The organism is Acinetobacter sp. CIP 102637, from assembly GCF_000368425.1.
In the GTDB taxonomy this organism is placed as follows: Bacteria; Pseudomonadota; Gammaproteobacteria; order Pseudomonadales; family Moraxellaceae; genus Acinetobacter; species Acinetobacter parvus.
The window spans coordinates 1,244,969-1,259,547 of record NZ_KB849435.1 but is presented as its reverse complement, the minus strand read 5'-3'; the positions used below and the strand labels follow the sequence as shown (position 1 = coordinate 1,259,547).

Genomic DNA, 14,579 nt, shown 5'->3' with positions numbered 1-14,579 from the left:
ATAGCACTAGTTCATGTTTTCGCCCAGTCAAAAAAGCTTATTTTCACTGAACGTATAGGCTTATTGACAATTCATATTGAGTGTAAATTAAACTGCCAAAAAGCTCAAAATATGGTTTTAACTGGAATATCTTGCAATTGCTAGACTCATATGTTGCTGTAAGTATTCAGTTGCATGTGCGGCAGTTAATGGTTTGGCAAACAGGTAACCCTGCAATATGTCACAGTTTTGGCGTTTTAGGTAATCACGCTGTTGTTCGGTCTCAACCCCTTCCGCCACAACTTTTAGGCCAATGGTTTTGCCCATGGCTATCATGGCATTAACAATCGCATCCTGTTTGGCATCACCAATTTTTGAAATAAATGCCCGATCAATTTTTAAGATGTCAATTGGATATTCGGTAAGGTAGGCCAGAGATGAATAGCCAGTACCGAAATCATCCAATGCAATAGAAATGTCGCGTTCTTTAATGGCTTTTAACACCATTTTCACAGTATCAGTATTTTCCAAAAATGCCGATTCGGTAATTTCTAATACAAGATTACGGCCAATAATGGCGTAGGTTTCGAGTATGTCATCGAGATCGCTCAGCAATTGACCACGTTGAATTTGCTGCGCCACAATATTTACCGCAATTTTAATATGATTGAAACCAAGTTTTTGCCATGCTTGTAATTGTTTTGCCGCTTCATACAACACAAAACGCCCAATATCTGAAATCAAACTGGTGCTTTCTGCCAAAGGAATAAAAATATTCGGCATGATTAAGCCTTTACTTGGGTGATTCCAGCGAATTAAGGCTTCAAAACCAACAACTTTACCATCAAGCGCATTCATTTTAGGTTGATAATAGACAACCAGTTCATTGTTCTGAATCGCTTTTCTTAGATCGAGTTCCAGGTCAGTGTGTCTTGCCACGAAGTTGGTGCGTTCACTCGAATAATAACGAATGGTGTTGCCGCCCAAACGTTTGGCTTCCGTCAGTGCCTGTTCGGCATGGGTATTGAGGTTATCAACCTGACGGCCGTGCTCTGGGTAAATGGCGACACCGATGGAGATGCTGACCACATATTCCTGTTCCGCAATATAGAATGGCTTGCTAAATGCTTCGACAATATTGTTGCACAGTTGGTGTATCTGCGGATGGAGTGGTGACATCTCGTAAATAATGGCGAAATCATCCGCGCTTAAATGGGCCACCAAAAGTGCGTCAATATTACTAATCCGTAAACGCTGTGCAGCCTGTTTAAGTAGCTCATTTCCTGCCTGATTGCTTAGTAGTTCATTTAAGGCACGGAATCTGTCGATATTCAATCGAATTACCGCAAGATGCTGAATAGATGCCTCATTGACCAGATATTGATGTAATTGCTGATGGTAATAGAAACGATTTGGTAAATCCGTCAGGGTGTCGTAGTTGGTGAGGTAGGAAAGACGCTGTTCCTGATGTTTACGCTCAGTCTGGTCAGACACAATGCCAATATAGTTAATGACCCGATCAGTCTCATCTTTCACCGCATTGATATGTATCCATAAAAAACACGATTTTTCAGAAAGATAGGTTTCCTGAAATTCCCCTTCATATTCCTGTTCTTCATAGAGGGTGTCTAGAATCGAAAGGTGGAAATTATGGTGATGCTGTTTATCTTGTTTGGTAATTTCAAAAAGTTCTTTGTTTATAATAACTTGCTTATCAAGTCCAGTCAGTTGTTCGTATTTTGGGTTGACCTCGATATAGCAGAAATTTTCATCCAGAATAAAAATGCCTTCAGAAGCGTGTTCAAAAACGCTGGCAGCCAGTTTTAAACGTTCCTGATGCTTTTTCTCCTGATTAATGTCACGGTGTATGCCCACCATGCGCAACGGCGTTCCATCTTTTGGATTTCTTAAAATGACTTGACCAACATCATGAATCCAAACCCATTCACCATTCGGTCGTTTAATGCGGAAAGTTTCTTCATAACGTTTAGTTTGGCCATATAGATGTTTATAAAGTGTGTTTTTAACACGTTCAAGATCATCAGGATGTACGATTTTATGGAGCAACGAATAGTGATTCTCAGAACCACGCGTAACTTCTTTACGATGAGAATTGGTAATCCCAACAGTGTTATTTTCTAAATTCCATTCCCAGGGACGAATACCCGCAGTTTCATGGGCAAAAGCCAAGTTCTGGCGGTGTTCTTCCAGACTCTCATTCATCTGGGTAAGATCGAAAGTACGCTCACGGACCTTTTGTTCGAGTAAATGATTATTGAACTGCAGTTGTGCTTCTATGTCCCTGGATTTGTTGACTTCACGCTGCAATTGTTGGCAGAGTTCCTCTGTCCATTGATTGTGTTGTTCCGCCACATCAATCAGTTGCTTGTTCTTGTTCAGAACCTGTGACAGGCGCTGGTGAATTTTAAAGGTAGCCTGTGCACACAGTAGGGTTGCAAAAAAAGACAGGTAATAGGCAATATAAAACAGGGTATATTCTTGATCTCTATGTATAATCTGGGAAATCACCAAGGGGCTGATGCTTGGAATGAAGAACAGGAAGAAATAACGGATATGCTGGGTTAAAAAAGTCAGCGCAATAATATGTGAAGAGGTGAGCAGCAGGGCTGTCAAGCTTAGGATGTGTGATGTGGAAAGATTCGGGACATCCTTAATCAATAGGTCATTGATCACAAGGGTGCTGATCCCCAGCAATAAACCCGTGAAAAAGCAGATCACCTGAAAGGTAATGTTGGTTTTTCCAGCAAAGCGACTTGATGAGTAATATCTTAATGAAAAGTGGCAGATTGCGTAAAAAATGAGTAATAGCGTAAGGGTAAGGGTCATCCATGTGGTAAAGATATTCGCACTAAAAGAATAGAAAGAAGCAAATAACAGATAGTCCAGAAGTGCAATAATAAATACACTTAAAACGAATAGGCGTACGTGGTTAGGATAGTTGATCTGATCCGTATAAATAAACTGCGGAATTTTTTTTTCTTGAACCCCTGACATATAAAGAATAATCCTTTTCATTTTTATCTGTGTTGGGCCTACATACGTTGCTGTATATCAACATCATCGTATTTTATTTTAAATTACCGCTAAAGCCATTGGAAAGCAATCCAAAACCATTATTTGGCTGAAAAGTGATAATTTAAAATGGATAAGGCGACAACTGGAGCGGTTTCAGTCCTTAAAACACGGTCTCCAATGCACCAGCTTTGAAAATGGTTCTGGTTTGCAGTTTCAATTTCTGCTTCACTCAAACCGCCTTCTGGACCAATCAGTAGCGCTAAATCAGGTTCACTATTCAGCAGTACATTGTTCTGGTCTTTATTTGGCGCCAAAACTAAACGGGCCTGTGGCAGTTCCGAGCTGACCCACTCTGTTAAGGCAATGGGAGCAAGGATTTCTGGAACAATGTTCATGCCACATTGTTCACATGCTGCAATCGCCACAGACTGCCAATGATCAATCTTCTTTTGGTCACGGTCATATTTCAGGCGCATTTCGCAACGCTCGCTGGTCAACAGTTGAATAGTGGTCACACCAAGTTCAGTGGCTTTCTGAATCGCATAATCCATACGATCCCCCTTGCTCATCACCTGGCCTAAAACCACTTTAAAGGGTGGTGTCCGATCAGCTGGCTCAAAATGATCAACTGACACAAACGCATTTTTCTTGTTGATTTCAGTGAGCGTCACGCGATATTCACCACCTTTTCCATTGAAGAAGATGGCCTGTTCCTGTTCTTTTGCACGGAGCACACGCACCCAATGATGAAACACCGATTCCGTCAATTCAATAGTATTGCCAGTGTTTAATTCGGCTTCGATGTAAAAACGGTTCATGTCTGGGGAATGCTCATGCAAATTAGTTTAAGCCAAGGTCAACAACGAGTTGTCGAGTTGGTTCGGTTTGGTTCATTGAATAGAAATGCAGTGTTGGCGCACCACCCGCAATTAAACGTTCACAAAGCTTCACAATCACTTCATGGCCGAATGCTTTAATACTTTCGCTATCATCACCATAAGCAGCAAGTTGTTTGCGAATCCAACGTGGAATTTCTGCACCAGTTCCATCCGCAAAGCGAATTAAATTGCTTGCATTGGTAATTGGCATGATGCCTGGCGCAACGGGAATATTGATACCTTCTTTTTCCAATCTTTCTATAAAATAGAAGTAAGCATCTGGATTAAAGAAAAATTGAGTAATCCCTGCATTCGCACCTGCATTCACTTTTTCTACAAAGCGCTTAATATCAGCATCAAAGCTATCAGCCTGCGGATGCATTTCTGGATAAGCAGCAACTTCAATATGGAAATGGTTGCCTGAATGTTCACGGATAAAGCGAACAAGATCTTGAGCGTATGGTAATTCACCTAAGCCAACTTGACCTGAAGGTAAGTCACCACGCAATGCTACGATGCGGTCAATCCCTTGTGATTTATATAAATCTAAGAGCTCAGCAATACGAGCTTTATCATCACCAATACAAGAAAGGTGAGGGGCTACGGGCGTACCTTTGCCATTAAAATCATGAATAGTTGCTAAAGTACGTTCACGAGTAGAACCACCAGCACCATAAGTAATTGAGAAAAACTCTGGGTTTAATCGCTGTAGTTCTTGGTGAACGATATGTAACTTTTCAGCGCCAGCATCAGTTTTTGGCGGGAAAAATTCAAAAGAAATAGGAATACGTTTCGTCATTTCAAATCCTTTTTTTAATCGCTTAGACATTATTTTAGAAAAAAGGGCAGCCCGTAAACGTCTGCCCTGATTTTCTTAGTATTTATAAGCGTCAGATTTGAATGGACCTTCTACAGGAACACCGAGGTAATCTGCTTGTACTTGAGTCAATTGGGTTAATACACCACCAAAACCAAGCACCATTGCAGCAGCAACTTCTTCATCTAATTTCTTAGGAATCAGTTCTACTCGGATTTTTTCAGCCTTTTGATCTTCAGGAAGATCGGCAAATTTCTCAGCGAACAAGTGCATTTGACCCAATACCTGATTAGCAAAAGAACCATCCATAATACGTGATGGGTGACCTGTTGCATTACCAAGATTCACTAAACGCCCTTCAGAAAGAAGGATTAAGTAATCATTTTCATTTTCTGAACGATACACTTGGTGAACTTGAGGCTTAACTTCAACCCATTTGTAACCACGGAGGTAAGCTGTGTCGATTTCAGTATCAAAGTGACCGATGTTACACACTACCGCACCTGCTTTTAATGAATCAAGCATTGCTGAATCACAAACGTGGTAGTTACCCGTTGTCGTTACGATAAGGTCAGTGTTTTGAAGAAGGTCAAGATTGATGTCTTCTTTCTTACCTGTTTGAACGCCATTTTTGTATGGAGATACAACTTCGTAACCATCCATACATGCTTGCATTGCACAGATCGGATCTACTTCAGTTACACGTACAATCATACCTTCTTGACGAAGTGATTGTGCAGAACCTTTACCTACGTCACCGTAACCGATTACAAGTGCACGACGACCAGATAACAACATATCTGTACCGCGTTTGATCGCATCATTTAGAGAATGGCGGCAACCATATTTGTTGTCGTTTTTAGATTTCGTTACCGAATCATTTACGTTGATTGCAGGAACTTTTAAAGTACCATCACGTAACATTTCATACAGACGTTGAACACCTGTTGTTGTTTCTTCAGTTACACCGTGGATTTTTGCAATCACTTCAGGGTATTTTTCGTGAACAAGTAGTGTTAAATCACCGCCATCATCAAGAATCATGTTGGCATCCCAAGGTGTGCCATTTACATTGATTTGTTGTTCAAGACACCACATGTATTCTTCTTCAGTTTCGCCTTTCCAAGCAAACACAGGAATACCCGCAGCGGCGATAGCAGCAGCAGCGTGATCTTGAGTAGAGAAGATGTTGCATGATGTCCAACGAACTTCAGCGCCAAGTTCTACGAGTGTTTCGATTAAAACTGCAGTTTGGATGGTCATGTGGATACAACCGAGAATTTTTGCGCCAGCAAGTGGTTTTTCAGCCGAATAACGCTTACGTAAACCAATCAAAGCTGGCATTTCTGCTTCAGCAAGTTTGATTTCTTTACGGCCATAATCAGCAAGTGAAATATCAGCGACTTTATAATCTGTAAATGAAGCAGTAACCGCGTTCATCAGGATCTCCTAGAAAAATAGTATGGATCATTCTGTTCGCGGATGCCGTTGTTGGTTAAAGCGAGTGTTCAACCGATCGTCGAGCCTGGCAAATTGATCTTTAGCGCCAATCAATTGTCGCAGCATCCCTCGACTAGGACATTATGATACTTGGAAATTATAATTGTTCCAACGTTATTTTGATGACAGTTGGTTAGAAAGCGAGAAATCAGCAATAAGATGAAAACTAAAAAATAGGTCAGTTATTCATACCATAGGATTTCATATCCATATGAAACCCTAGTTTATGTAAGGATAAAATCATTATTATGCTTTTAAGTGGTCTTCGAATTCTTCGCCCAGTTGCATTGCCAAAGCATTACCCGATAGGTCACCTGTGACCAATCCATATTCTTTTTTAAAGCTAAAGGTAAATCCACGATTATCTGCCAGATTCTTAACGGAATATCCCAGTTTTTCCAGCCAAATACGAAAGGCCAATAAATTTTTTGCTTTAACAACTCTATTTTTCATACCAGAACTCCTTGTGAACCTGAGTTTATTAATAAGGGTCGCCGAAAATTTTTTAAAGGGGGAGTGTAAACATTTATTTTTCTGCATGTAAATTATGTAAAATTAGCGTAATTTTTATGAGGAAAATTTTATCTGTCGTTTTTTTACTTGATTGTATTTATTATTAAAATTATTTTTTACGTGCTTGGATAAGATAATTTTCTGTAAAAATCTATTTAATCCTAAATGTAAAAAATTATTTCATTTTTCACTTTTTAAAGACTAAATTTTAGCCTTTAAAAAGTAGAACTTTAAAATTAGAACAGATCTTTAAGCGCTCTGATCCGTGCGAAATCTTCGGCACTTTCTGTGCGCAAGAAAGGATTGGTTTCAAGCTCTAATTCAATTGTACTTGGCAGAGTAATTTGTTCTGAATCTCTCAATGCTTTTACGTCTTTTATGCGTTCTTGTAGTGCAACATTATGAGGTTCAATTGTTAATGCAAACTCTGCATTTGCAAGCGTATATTCATGGGTGCAGTAAACCTTGGTTTGGATTGGCAGGGCAGCAAGCCGATTCAGTGAATGATACATCTGCTCAGCTGTACCCTCAAACAGGCGACCGCAACCCATTGCAAACAGGGTGTCACCACAGAACAGGGTATCAATTTCTTCAATAAAATAAACAATATGACCGAGGGTATGACCAGGTGTGGCAATAATCTCAACTTTTAAATCATTAAAGTGAAAATGGTCATTATGTTGCAGTGGATTCGATATAAACGAAATTTTACTGAGTTCATCACGTGGACCGAAAACTGGTAAATTTTGCTCAGCCAATAGAGCTTGTACGCCATCAGTATGATCGCGATGCCAATGTGTTAACCAGATTTGCTTCAACTCAAGTTGATGTTGTTCGCAAAATGCAGTCACCAAATCTGCGTCAGTGGGGTCAATCACAACAACTTCTTGTGTCGTGGTATCTTCCAATAACCAAATATAGTTTTTTAAGGCATTTTTTACGTCAATTGCATGAATCTTATAATGCATAGCCGAGTCCTAAATATTTGTTTCATGCTGGGTTGATGATAAAGACCATCACCTGTGTCTAGTGTAAGTGGAAATATTAAAGAGTGCAAAAATAGTGTGTTATGTAACTGACGGTTTAGGCTAAATTCTGACACCTTTAAGACCAGAAAATCTTTAGAGTTGACAAGTGTAGTATTTTAAATAAATATGGTATAAAAGTTTTATAAGTTAATGATTTATATTCATCTTTAAATATATGGAATAAATGTGAAAATAATTTAAAAAGATTACTTAACAACATAAGGACAGGGTAATTTCTCAGGATGAAATTCAAATAAATCATAACAATAAGAGAGGAAGTTATGTCTGATTTGGTTGATCACGAAGTGGTGGTGATTTTTAAAAAATATTTGCACCCCTTGTCTGTCAAACTTACTGAAATGCTGAATGAGCACTTTAGTCATCAAACTGAACGCCGTGGTTGTGGTTATACTCAGGCAACACGTGTGATTGCCGAATTTGTCTCACAGCCGCGTGATGCGCTTGGTTTTCAGGATTTACGAATCTTTGATGATTATGAAACCAAGGGACTGAGAAATATTTTAAACCAGAGCTCTTGCTATGGCTTGGAACTTGCCACTTGGCGCAATCTGGATATACATGCCGATGTGCAGCAGTGTCTGCAACGCCTAAATCCAGAAGAGACATTTGCCCAGAATTTAAGGCAGGAAGTGGATTTTCAGGCCAAATTAAGAAATATCCATCAATATGCTGAACTTGAGGAAAGTATTCTGATTTGCCAGTTGCTTGCTGATATTATTTTGCCGCAGGATGCACGGACGATTGAGATGATTGAATGCCATGCGCTGGAAGAAAAACCCAAAGTGGGGTCCTGCCCAATGGCAGAGAAATTCTTTCTACGGATCGCACATCATCGTTTATTGAGACAGGGTGAAATTAATATTTTTGTAGATGAAAACCACCAGCCAATTATGATGGAAAAGCTGAATATGGGGGACAATCATTCCTGTATTAGTTTGGTACCATTGATGATGAATGGGGTGCGTTTACCCGCAGGTAGCCTGTTTTCAGCAAATTACGATATTGAACAACTGGAAAAACATAAAAATAAACAATATAAAGGCTATGTGATTCCCATCTCTGAAATGAAAGGTTTCTGGTTTTTGCGTCTAACCACTTTGGCAGTGTCACCTAAAAACCGTGCCCGTGCATTTAACTCTCACTTTAAACAACAGGTGGATAATGGATTATTTCGACCTGATACGACTGAATTGAGCCAACTTATTGAAATTGCTAAAGATCAAATTTGCGTAGGACATCCATGCTAAAAGCCTGTTACTCTCCGCGCTATTATGCCCGAACGCATACCAATAGCATGGAAAAGCTCACCGCGGTGGCGGATGTGTTGTGTAAGCATAAAATGGTTGAACTGATTGATCCTGGTTTGATTGATGTTGAAATCCTAAAGAAACTCCATAATCCGCAATATGTTGAGGCCTTTCTGGCAGGCGAGTCTGCATTTGCAACCATACAGGGCTTTAAACCGTGGAATGAACAATTGCGGGATGCAATTTTATCAGTACAGGCAGGGCAGTTGGTTGGTGCTGATATTGCGTTTAAAGAGGGTATTGCCGCGAATATCGCACAGGGCTTTCATCATGCCAGTTATGAGTCTGGTGCGGCGTATTGTACCTTTAATGGTTTGGCCTTGATTGCAAAGCAATATCCTGAAAAACGAATCTTTGTACTGGACTGTGATCAGCATGGTGGAGATGGCACTGCGATATTTACTAATAGACTCACCAATCTGGTCAATTTTGGAATTTTTGGGATTCGTTTTGGTTGTAAGGCAGGTGAGCGCAGCCTGACCCGTTATATTCACCCCAAGCAGGGCAATTTTGATTTATATCGGGAGTCCATTTTTGAGGCATTTCAATATGCTTCACGTTGGGAGACCGATCTGATTATTTATCAGGCAGGAATGGATTGTCATCAACATGATAAATATGGCTCGAAGTGGTTGACCACAGAGCTGTTGTTTGAACGTGACCGTTTGGTGTTTGATATGGCAAGGAAAATGAAAATTCCCATACTATTTGTGTTGGCGGGTGGCTATCAGGTACTTGAAGATCTGGTGCCTTTGCATGTAAATACGTTTAAGGCGGCAAATGAGGTTTATTTTCCTTAAGAAAACCGTTTCATTCTACATAAAAAAACAGCCCTTGTTTTTAAGAGCTATTTTTTAACAGTATTCATCAATTAGCGTAATTTTGCCAACCAATCTCCCAGCATTTGAACCAACTGCACAAGCAGCAGAAGTACGATGACGGTGAGGATAACCACACTGGTATCAAAACGCTGATAACCATAAGAAATAGCTAAATCACCGATACCACCTGCGCCAACAGCGCCCGCCATTGCTGTGGCACCAATTAGGGTAATCGTTCCTGTGGTTAGGTTCAGGATCAGTGAGCTACGCGCTTCAGGGATAATAAACTTAAAGATGATTTGCCAAGGGGTTGCACCCATTGCCTGAGCTGATTCAATAATTCCTTCATTCACTTCAAGCAGAGAAGTTTCAATTAGACGGCCTAGGTATGGACCCACATAGATGGTTAAAGGCACAATTGCAGCCCATGTCCCAATGGATGTTCCCACCAGCAGTTTGGTTAGTGGAATCACCGCGATCAATAAAATGATAAATGGGAGTGAACGCAGGGCATTCACAATAGGATTCAGGAAATAGTAAATCGCCCGATTTTGTAGGATGCCACCTGTACGGGTAACCACCAGGGTAATGCCCTGAACCAGACCCCAGATACAGCCAAAAAGCAATGAGAAGAAAACCATTTGAAAGGTTTCCTGCAAGGCTGTCACAAACTGGTCAATGCTAAGGGCACTATGCCAAAAAGGTGCTGTGACGTCAGTTAGCCATTGTACAATTAAATCTCTCATTGGCTGACTCCAGACTGTTCAACTTTAACGCCATGCTGCTCCAGAAATTGGATTGCTTGCCGAATAAGACTTTCATCACCGAGCAGTTGAATAAACATTTGCCCAATCACGGTACCATTGATTTCAGTCATATTGGCAAAGAGAATATTTAAACTGATGTCAAACCGTTTGATGACTGCCTGAATTACCGTTTCCTGTGCAGATGTACCCAGAAACTGCAAACTATAAATACTATTGTGATGTCTGTGTTCAAGGTTGTTTAAGATATTTACTGGCAACTGTTGCTGTAATACCGTTTGAATAAAAGTTTTTGTGGTGGGGTGTTGTGGCTGACTAAAAATGTCCAGCGTAGGCCCTGTTTCAATCACCTTGCCAGCTTCCATCACTGCCACATAATCACAAACAGTCTCAATCACATCCATTTCATGGGTGACCATCACAATGGTGATGTTTTGTTCCTGATTGATCTTCTTTAACAGTGCCAATACAGATTGGGTGGTTTGCGGATCAAGTGCGGAAGTCGCTTCATCACACAGCAGAATCTTTGGGTGATTGGCAAGCGCACGCGCAATCCCTACACGCTGTTTTTGTCCACCTGAAAGTTCGTCAGGGTAGGCATCTTTTTTATGTTTGAGATCAATAAAATCTAGCAGATCAGCTAAACGTTTCTCTCGTTCCGCCTTGCTGTGACCAAGTAGCCTAAGTGGCATTTCAATGTTTTCAGACACCGTTTTGGTTTGTAATAAATTGAAGTGCTGAAAAATCATGCCAATATTTGCACGTTCTTGACGAAGAGTGCGTGCATCCATTGCAGTAAAATCTTTTTGATTGATGATGACCTGCCCTTCGGATGGGCGTTCAAGCAAGTTAATCAGTCGGATTAAGGTACTTTTACCTGCACCACTATAGCCAATAATGCCAAAGATACTTCCAGCTGGAATCTCTAAATTGATTTGATCCAGCGCGTTGATCGTTTGACCTTTTAGCTGATAGCGTTTTGAAATATTTTTAAATTGGATCATGTTCGTCAATACTAGGCAAAAAAGAAAAACAGGCAAATATCTTTGCCTGTTTCATTGAAAATATTATATTACGGATTTGCTTCTGTGAGATAGCTTGTTGGCTTATTTACGTCAACTTTAGTGCCCGCAAAGTGTTCCTGTACATATTGCTTGACTGCTTCGGTATGATAAAGCGCGCCGACTTTTTGCAATACTGGATCATCTTTACGAGATTCAGCCGTTGCCAAAATATTGACATTCAATTTAGTGCTTTGATCAATTGGTTCGTAATAGATTGCATCTTTAAGAACGTTCAAACCACCTTCCATCGCAAGGGTGTTACCTAACAAGATTGCATCAACCTCGTCTTTTACACGTACAGCAGTGGCCATCTGAATCGGCTTGATTACAATTTTCTTGCTGTTTTCAATGATGTCGGCAGGCGTACCTTTCACTGGGTCAAAGTCAGGTTTTAACTTGATCAAGCCAGCGCTTTGTAAAAGTAATAATGCGCGAGATTCATTGGCACCATCATTTGGGATTGCAATGGTTGCACCTTGAGCAAACTCTTCAACTTTCTTCACCTTGTTTGAATAAATCCCCATAGGTTCTAAATAAGTGGTTGAAACAGGCGCGATCTTGTCTTTGTTGGCTGCGTTGAAAGCAACCAGATAAGCATAAGACTGGAATGCGTTGAGATCAACTTCCTTATTGGCAACCGCGGTGTTCATTGCCACATAATCCGTGAAGTTTTTCACTTCCAGTTTAATACCTGCAGCTTTGGTTTCAGGTAATGTCGCAATATAACGCCAAATATCAGCGTCTGAACCTGTAGATGCGATGACAACAGTCTGGAGGCCCGCAGCATCATTTTTTTGTTCACTCGATGCGGTATCTGGCTGTTTACTGCATGCTGCAAGTAGTAGCACAGATACACTTAAAAAAAGGCTAATCAGCTTTTTCATGTATAAATCCTAATAGGAAGAATGCCGAGAACATTATGATTTCTCAAGCATCAATCATTGCAATGGGTTTGTATGTTGCAAATTGGCATCCTCATTCAACAATCATGTGAATTGTTTTTAATTTCTAATCCAGAAGACTGTTTGCAACAACACAAGAAATAGATGAATATTCAAATTCCAGTTGGTCTATCCCGTGTCTGGAAAATCTCTATCCAATTATTCCTTAAATTAAATTGGGAGCTGAATACAATAGAATATTGATGTTTTATTTTATTAAATGATTGAACATAATCATGAATAATCTAAAACAACAATTGAGCTGTATTCAAGATTTTAGCAATCATAGCAATAATTTACCAACTGATACAGGGGCGGTATTTGTGTTTTGATATATAAACATATGATTATGTGAGGGAAGTTGTGTTTAAAGTAAATATAAACTGATGATAGTTTTATAAATTTTTTTAAATGTGGGGTTGAGTGATTTACGGGAAAATAAATATATGTTTTTCTGAATTTTATATTTAAGTAATGAATATAGAAGTTTGATTTATTGCCTATTAAAGAATAAAAAAGCTTTCCAAGGAAAGCTTTTTTATCAATTAGATTGGCTTATTCTGCCTTTTCACGCGCAATGGCACGGTAACCAATATCGCTACGGTATTGCATACCTGTAAATGTCACTTGACCACACACTTCTAAAGCATTGATCTGGGCTTCAAGTACTGTATCACCTAATGCTGTTACACAAAGAACGCGACCGCCAGCTGTGATGATATGGCCATCTTCTGTCGTTGTCGTACCTGCATGGAAGATCTTAGTATCTTCAGGAGATTGTCCGATACCAGAAATCACATCGCCTTTACGGACTGTATCAGGGTATCCTTCAGCTGCAAGTACAATACCGATGGATTTACGTTCATCCCACTCAGCTTCTTTTGGAAGATTGCCCGCAATACCTGCTTCAACCAAATCTACTAAAGATGATTTTAAACGCATCATAATCGGTTGTGTTTCTGGATCACCGAAACGACAGTTGAATTCAATAACGCGTGGTTGACCTTGTTCATCAATCATTAAGCCAGCATATAAGAAACCTGTGTAAACATGACCATCAGCTGCCATACCATCAACGGTAGGGCGCATGACTTCATTCATTACACGTTCAAATACTTCTGGTGTAACAACTGGAGCAGGAGAGTAAGCACCCATACCACCAGTATTTGGCCCTTGGTCACCTTCAAAAATACGTTTATGGTCTTGTGAAGTTGCCATAGGTAAGATGTTGTTGCCATCAATCATGCAAATGAAGCTAGCTTCTTCACCATCAAGGAATTGTTCAATGACAACACGTGAACCAGCATCACCAAACTTGTTGCCTGCAAGCATATCGTCTATCGCAGCAAAAGCTTCTTCGTTGCTCATGGCAACGATCACGCCTTTACCCGCAGCCAGGCCATCCGCTTTGATCACGATTGGCGCGCCATGCTGTTTAATATAAGCTTTTGCAGCATCAACTTCGGTAAAGACGTCATAAAATGCGGTTGGGATGTTATGACGTTTTAAGAAATGTTTAGCGAATGCTTTAGAACCTTCAAGTTGTGCAGCGTACTGAGTCGGTCCCCAGATTTTTAAACCTGCTTCACGTGCTGCATCAACCACGCCATTTACTAAAGGTGCTTCAGGACCAACAATCACCAATGCCACATCATTTGCCTTTGCAAATTCGATAATGGCAGGATTATTTAAAATATCGATATCAACGTTTTGACACTTATCTTCGGTTGCTGTGCCTGCATTACCTGGCGCAACAAAAACCTGAGTTACTTTTGCATCTTGTGCGATTTTCCATGCAAGTGCATGTTCACGGCCACCGCTACCCAAAACTAAAATATTCATTTTAAAGTTATTCCCTTTTTCAGTATTTAAGAATATACCTGTTCAGAATAAAAAAGTCCCTCTTTGAG

The 14,579-nt window shown here is 40.1% G+C and carries 12 protein-coding genes; 2 read left to right on the top strand and 10 right to left on the bottom strand.

The window, feature by feature from the left end; genetic code table 11:
- Positions 1 to 117: 117 nt before the first annotated feature.
- The 6 genes from F967_RS09060 to gloB form a co-directional block, all read right to left on the bottom strand.
- On the bottom strand, positions 118 to 2,994 hold the full coding sequence (locus F967_RS09060; protein WP_004799455.1) for an EAL domain-containing protein: 2,877 nt from the start codon (positions 2,992 to 2,994) through the stop codon (positions 118 to 120).
- Between the two features lie 119 nt (positions 2,995 to 3,113).
- Positions 3,114 to 3,833, bottom strand: a complete 720-nt coding sequence (locus F967_RS09055) for a 16S rRNA (uracil(1498)-N(3))-methyltransferase (RefSeq protein ID WP_004676933.1) — start codon at positions 3,831 to 3,833, stop codon at positions 3,114 to 3,116.
- 22 nt (positions 3,834 to 3,855) lie between these two features.
- Positions 3,856 to 4,692 (bottom strand): methylenetetrahydrofolate reductase [NAD(P)H], encoded by an 837-nt coding sequence (gene metF, locus F967_RS09050; protein WP_004676935.1) that lies wholly within the window; start codon positions 4,690 to 4,692, stop codon positions 3,856 to 3,858.
- A gap of 75 nt (positions 4,693 to 4,767) precedes the next feature.
- Complete coding sequence (gene ahcY, locus F967_RS09045; protein ID WP_004799453.1) at positions 4,768 to 6,150, bottom strand: adenosylhomocysteinase; 1,383 nt, start codon at positions 6,148 to 6,150, stop codon at positions 4,768 to 4,770.
- A gap of 306 nt (positions 6,151 to 6,456) precedes the next feature.
- A complete protein-coding gene (locus F967_RS09040) occupies positions 6,457 to 6,663 on the bottom strand; it encodes a hypothetical protein (protein WP_004676939.1) in 207 nt (68 codons plus the stop codon).
- A gap of 296 nt (positions 6,664 to 6,959) precedes the next feature.
- Positions 6,960 to 7,691, bottom strand: coding sequence for a hydroxyacylglutathione hydrolase (gene gloB, locus F967_RS09035; RefSeq protein ID WP_004761564.1), 732 nt, complete (start codon positions 7,689 to 7,691; stop codon positions 6,960 to 6,962).
- A gap of 341 nt (positions 7,692 to 8,032) precedes the next feature.
- Here gloB and F967_RS09030 point away from each other — a divergent pair, with 341 nt between their 5' ends.
- Complete coding sequence (locus tag F967_RS09030) at positions 8,033 to 9,019, top strand: hypothetical protein (protein ID WP_004799451.1); 987 nt, start codon at positions 8,033 to 8,035, stop codon at positions 9,017 to 9,019.
- A complete protein-coding gene (locus F967_RS09025; RefSeq protein WP_004799449.1) occupies positions 9,013 to 9,879 on the top strand; it encodes an arginase family protein in 867 nt (288 codons plus the stop codon). Before F967_RS09030 ends, F967_RS09025 begins: the two co-directional genes overlap by 7 nt.
- Before the next feature lie 71 nt (positions 9,880 to 9,950).
- Here F967_RS09025 and F967_RS09020 read toward each other — a convergent pair whose 3' ends face one another.
- The 4 genes from F967_RS09020 to purD all read right to left on the bottom strand — a co-directional run bounded on the left by F967_RS09020 (position 9,951) and on the right by purD (position 14,511).
- Positions 9,951 to 10,646 carry a methionine ABC transporter permease gene (locus F967_RS09020; protein ID WP_004799447.1) on the bottom strand — a complete coding sequence of 232 codons (696 nt, stop codon included), beginning with the start codon at positions 10,644 to 10,646 and terminating at the stop codon, positions 9,951 to 9,953.
- Complete coding sequence (locus F967_RS09015; RefSeq protein ID WP_004799445.1) at positions 10,643 to 11,668, bottom strand: methionine ABC transporter ATP-binding protein; 1,026 nt, start codon at positions 11,666 to 11,668, stop codon at positions 10,643 to 10,645. Before F967_RS09015 ends, F967_RS09020 begins: the two co-directional genes overlap by 4 nt.
- Before the next feature lie 68 nt (positions 11,669 to 11,736).
- A complete protein-coding gene (locus F967_RS09010) occupies positions 11,737 to 12,612 on the bottom strand; it encodes a MetQ/NlpA family ABC transporter substrate-binding protein (RefSeq protein WP_004761556.1) in 876 nt (291 codons plus the stop codon).
- A 612-nt stretch (positions 12,613 to 13,224) separates the two neighbouring features.
- A complete protein-coding gene (purD, locus tag F967_RS09005; protein WP_004799443.1) occupies positions 13,225 to 14,511 on the bottom strand; it encodes a phosphoribosylamine--glycine ligase in 1,287 nt (428 codons plus the stop codon).
- Positions 14,512 to 14,579 lie beyond the last annotated feature (68 nt).